Source organism: Acetobacter sp. (assembly GCF_052102375.1).
In the GTDB taxonomy this organism is placed as follows: domain Bacteria; phylum Pseudomonadota; class Alphaproteobacteria; order Acetobacterales; family Acetobacteraceae; genus Acetobacter.
The window spans coordinates 1-4,274 of record NZ_JBQDXI010000039.1 but is presented as its reverse complement, the minus strand read 5'-3'; the positions used below and the strand labels follow the sequence as shown (position 1 = coordinate 4,274).

The following is a 4,274-nucleotide window of genomic DNA, read 5'->3' as shown; positions in this document are numbered from 1 at the left end:
AATCTCGATGAAAATTTCCGCCCTACCCGGGTCAGTTCTCAGTGAAAATCAACAGTGGTACAGTGTTTGGTATTCTGGCTTTGGTCTGGATTACGACCGGCCTGCTCACCATGAACCCTGTAGGGGCTTTTCAGAGTGAGCCGAAAAAGATCGAGCCTGTTAGGATAACAGGGACCGTATTGGGGCAGGATATCGTGTCAGTGTTGCGCCAGATTATTGAAACAGTGCCACCAGATTGGCGCGGCGTACACAGTGTTTTTGTTGGTGGAAAGATTTTTCTGTCCGTGATGAAGACGGATGGGCATGGAATGCGTTTGGATAAGGCGTTGCAGCCAACCGCCCTGATGCCAACCAATATTGAGCGGGATCTGCAAGATTTTGGGCTTATGTCACCCCCGCAAAAGCTGACATTTTTGCCAGAAGCCGATGAGTATTACTTCAGCAAAGACACGAGCACACGGCATTTTCCTGTTTTGCGGGGCATGGCGCATGATGGCACCTATTTTTATCTAAATGCCGCAACAGGACAGGTCGAGGCTCTTATAGATCGCTCTGGGCAACGTTCTCGTTGGTTCGTTTATGGGCTTCACGATATGGATTTCTGGGTGTGGCTTCGCCACCCGTTGGCGCGGTGGAGTGTGGTGGCACCACTGCTGTGTGGTGTGCTGGCCATTTTTCTATCTGCCGTTATGATCAGCGTTCACAGGCTCAGGCGGCATAGGCAATCCTCTGCTGTGCGGAAAGTAAAGCAAGGATAGGCTGTGTTTCTCAGGCAGTTAACGTATTTGATAGCTCTGGACCGCTTTCGGCACTTCTCTCGTGCGGCAGAAAGTTGCGGTGTGTCCCAGCCAGCGCTGTCTGCTGGCATCAGGCAGCTTGAAACGGAACTCGGCATTACCATCATTCAACGTAACCGCCGGTTTTACGGTCTGACGGCAGAGGGCGAGCGTGTGTTGAGCTGGGCACGCCAGACAGTTGCTGCTCTGGACGGTTTACGGCAGGAAGCGGCTTTTGCTCAGGACGTTGCCGGCGGGTCAATTGCTATTGGTGTCATGCCTCCCGCTATATTGGTTATACCTACTCTGCTTGAAAGTTTTCGGGCCGCTGTTCCGGCTCTTCATGTTGAAGTTAAGGTCTATTCCAGCAACGAGATTGTGCAGTTATTGCGGGAGCATACGCTGCAACTTGGTTTGATGTACCTTGACCGGGTGCCTGCCGACGGACCGTTTGAAAAACATGCGCTTTATGCTGAGGAGCATGTTCTGGTTGCGGCAAAATCAATGTCTTTGCCAGCGGGGCGCGTGTTTAACTGGAAAGATATAGAAAACGTACCCCTCTGCTTGTTAAGCCGGAATATGCGCAGCCGACAGCTTGTGGATGATGGGTTCAGGCAGGCAGGCGTTATTCCCAACATACTTTTGGAAACGGATACGCTTGAACTCCTGCATGCAGAAATTCTCAAAGGCCAAATAGCCAGTATTCTGCCCCTTGCTGCGCTACCGGAAAGAACGGGTGGGGAAAGCCTGCAAACCCGCCGTATGGCAGGGTTTGTGTCACCAGATGTAGGGGTTGTGCGGCTTAGCCAACCCAATAGCACGGCCCTGCTGGAGCGTCTGTGGGGGGTAACACAGAGCCTGGAGCTGGCAGATATTTACGGTGCCGCTGCTACATCATAAGCTACGTTTATGATGTTATTATAACAAACGCTTGGACGCTTAAGTCGCCTTTTTGCATGGTCTGCCGCTACAGGCGCAGGGGGCAAGTGTTATCATGAGCAGAACACGTCAGCAGGCAGGGCAAAGTGGTGCCGTTGCGCATGCGGGCTTGCTGTCATGGTTTGCACCCTCCTGGTTCCATACCCACCCCAAACCGTGGCGGGAAAAACTGAGGTGGTTATTGCAACCATCCTTGGCAGATCTGGCATTTGCCGTGCGCTCAGCTTTTGCCGCTGGGCTGTCTCTTCTCATCGCTATGTGGATGGAGCTGGATAGTCCGCAATGGGCACCGCTCAGTGTGTGGGTGGTAGCTCAGTCTTCCCGCGGGGAGAGTCTTTCAAAAGCGCGGTGGCGTATTATCGGGACCGTTGTGGGGTGCTGCGTGGGGGTAGCACTTATTTCTGCTTTTCCGCAGGAGACAGCCTTATTCTTTGGTGCGTTGGCGCTTTGGGTGGGCCTGTGCTGTGGTTTTGCCACATTTCTGGAAAGCTATCGTGCTTACGGTCTTGTTTTGACCGGCTTCACGTCTGCTATTGTGGCGACGGGTGCTATTTCCGAGCCCGACCATGTGTTCGATATCGCTATAGCGCGTGGCTCGTACATTATTCTTGGGGTCGTGTGTGAGGCGGCCTTAGCTATTCTGTGCACGCCTTCTCTACGGGAGCAGGCCAAACGTAATCTCCAGCAACGTCTGAACGGTGCGCTGCAGGCTGTTACCGCTATGGTCACAGATATGCTGGCTGGAAAAGCTACCCCCCAAACGCAGGCACAGGTGTTGACAACCCTTGTTGCCGCTAACAGCCGTATTGAATTTGATGCATTGGAACTAGGGCCGCATACCCGCGCGGGAGATCACGCTAAAGCAGCTCTTTCTCATCTTATGGTCATGCTGGCCAGAGCGCGGGGCATTGCTGTGTTGGCCCGCCAGCAGCATGCTGATGTGCCGCAGAACCATGCTTTTCCAGCGGCTTTCAGAAGTGATTACACGTCAGCCTGCCATCATATTCAGGCAAGTGAAAATCCCACAAAGAATGATCACTTCCGTTTTAAAATGACATCCAGACGGCATGCGCGGGAAGCTCTTGAAAATGGTATCCGCTCAGCGGCAGGCATTACTGCTGCATGGTTGGCGTGGGAGGTTACAGCGTGGCCTTCTGGTGCGGCTTTCATCTCCTTTGTAGCCCTTGTGTATGGTCTGCTGGCTACGAGAGAGAACCCTATTCTGGCGTCCAGCGCGTTCTTTAAGGGGGCGGTTTGGTGTGCTCTGACTGCCGGCCTGTATGCTTTTATGGTGATGCCGCTTGTCACAACACCGGAAATGCTTCTGGTAGCGCTTATGGTTCCCATGACCATTGGCGGCCTTGCCGCGCGTCATGCCAACACGGCGGGATATGCGTTTTCTTTCAACATGTTTCTGCCGGTTCTGCTCGGGCCATCCAATACTGGGCGGTATGATGAACAGTCTTTCCTGAATGGTGCTCTGGCATTTTTATGTGCAGTTTTGTTTGTCGGGTGGACCTACCGCGCAATTTTGCCGTTTCACATTGATTCTCACATGCAGCGTACACGGGCATGGCGTATGCAGAGCCTCAAGCATCTGGCTGAGAAAAATGATCACACAACCATGCAGCAATGGCTATCCGGCAGCGCCGATAGTCTTGTGAGAATTTTGCGGAATGCTCAGGGCGTTCCAGAGCCAATGCGGCTGGCTTATATGCAGGAACAACTCCAGACCATGAGTGTTGGTATGGGAGTGGTGGTTGTGCGGGATGCAGCGCAAGACCCTGTTATGCCTCTTGCTGTCCGTCGCGGTTTGCGCGTGTTTTTACGCAAATGGAGCCAGCAAGGCATGAGCGCTTTACGCTGGAGCCCCATGTTGGATCATTGGCTTGAGAGCCAGATTAAAAACGCTCCTTCTGCACAAAGTAAGGAAAAATTGGCGCAGGTTCAGGCCTGCCTTCAGGCAATGGCTGCCGAATATGGTACAGCCTAACAGACAGTATGCCGAACAGTCGGGTTCTGGTCGTCCGACATACCGCATGCGGTGGGCTCATCTATTGTCAAAAGCAAACGTGTCCGTTGATCTTTAGGAAGATGAGAAACGGGCGGAGAGCGGTGCACAACGCCTGCATGTCCAGCGTTCGCACTTCCTTTCAGTAATGCGATATCTCCCGTGTCTAGTCGATGAATACAGTCCGCAGGAATGGTGGCCGGTACGCCGCGTTCGTTGAGGGTGTCTGAGTGTAAAAATTCAGGCGGCACCCATTCCGTTGCTAATCCGTGATAGGTGCATAACAGCCGGAGTTTGATATGATCTGTATGGAATTTTCGGCAAGAGTCCGTGCTGACATGTTCCAGCCTGAACCGGACCTCGGAAAGACCACTGTGACTTTGGTACAGAGATGCCAATGCGAGAGCATCCTCTAACAGAAACACAGCGCTTTCCGGTACATGTGGCTGGAGGAGCGTTCTAATATGCTCAACTGTACCACGGGCCAGAAGCAGACTAGGGCCTGTTAGCACTTGATCCAGTCTGCGGCTGCAGCGATGTGTATGACG

The 4,274-nt window shown here is 53.0% G+C and carries 4 protein-coding genes; 3 read left to right on the top strand and 1 reads right to left on the bottom strand.

The window, feature by feature from the left end; genetic code table 11:
• The first annotated feature begins 41 nt into the window (after positions 1 to 41).
• The 3 genes from ACTIDN_RS11910 (at position 42) to ACTIDN_RS11900 (ending at position 3,708) form a co-directional block, all read left to right on the top strand.
• Complete coding sequence (locus tag ACTIDN_RS11910) at positions 42 to 758, top strand: hypothetical protein (protein ID WP_441377221.1); 717 nt, start codon at positions 42 to 44, stop codon at positions 756 to 758.
• Positions 759 to 761: 3 nt separating this feature from the next.
• On the top strand, positions 762 to 1,676 hold the full coding sequence (locus tag ACTIDN_RS11905) for a LysR family transcriptional regulator (RefSeq protein ID WP_441377220.1): 915 nt from the start codon (positions 762 to 764) through the stop codon (positions 1,674 to 1,676).
• Between the two features lie 94 nt (positions 1,677 to 1,770).
• A complete protein-coding gene (locus ACTIDN_RS11900) occupies positions 1,771 to 3,708 on the top strand; it encodes an FUSC family protein (RefSeq protein WP_441377219.1) in 1,938 nt (645 codons plus the stop codon).
• Here the strand turns inward: ACTIDN_RS11900 and ACTIDN_RS11895 are convergent.
• Positions 3,705 to 4,274 (bottom strand): DUF1826 domain-containing protein (locus tag ACTIDN_RS11895; protein WP_441377218.1); only part of this gene is annotated, 570 nt, incomplete at its 5' end. The two genes, ACTIDN_RS11900 and ACTIDN_RS11895, sit on opposite strands and share 4 nt — an antisense overlap.

What these genes read in the sequence shown, in the direction of transcription:
- ACTIDN_RS11900 (WP_441377219.1), top strand. Translation starts at nt 1,771, where the DNA reads ATGAGCAGAACACGTCAGCAGGCAGGGCAAAGTGGTGCCGTTGCGCAT.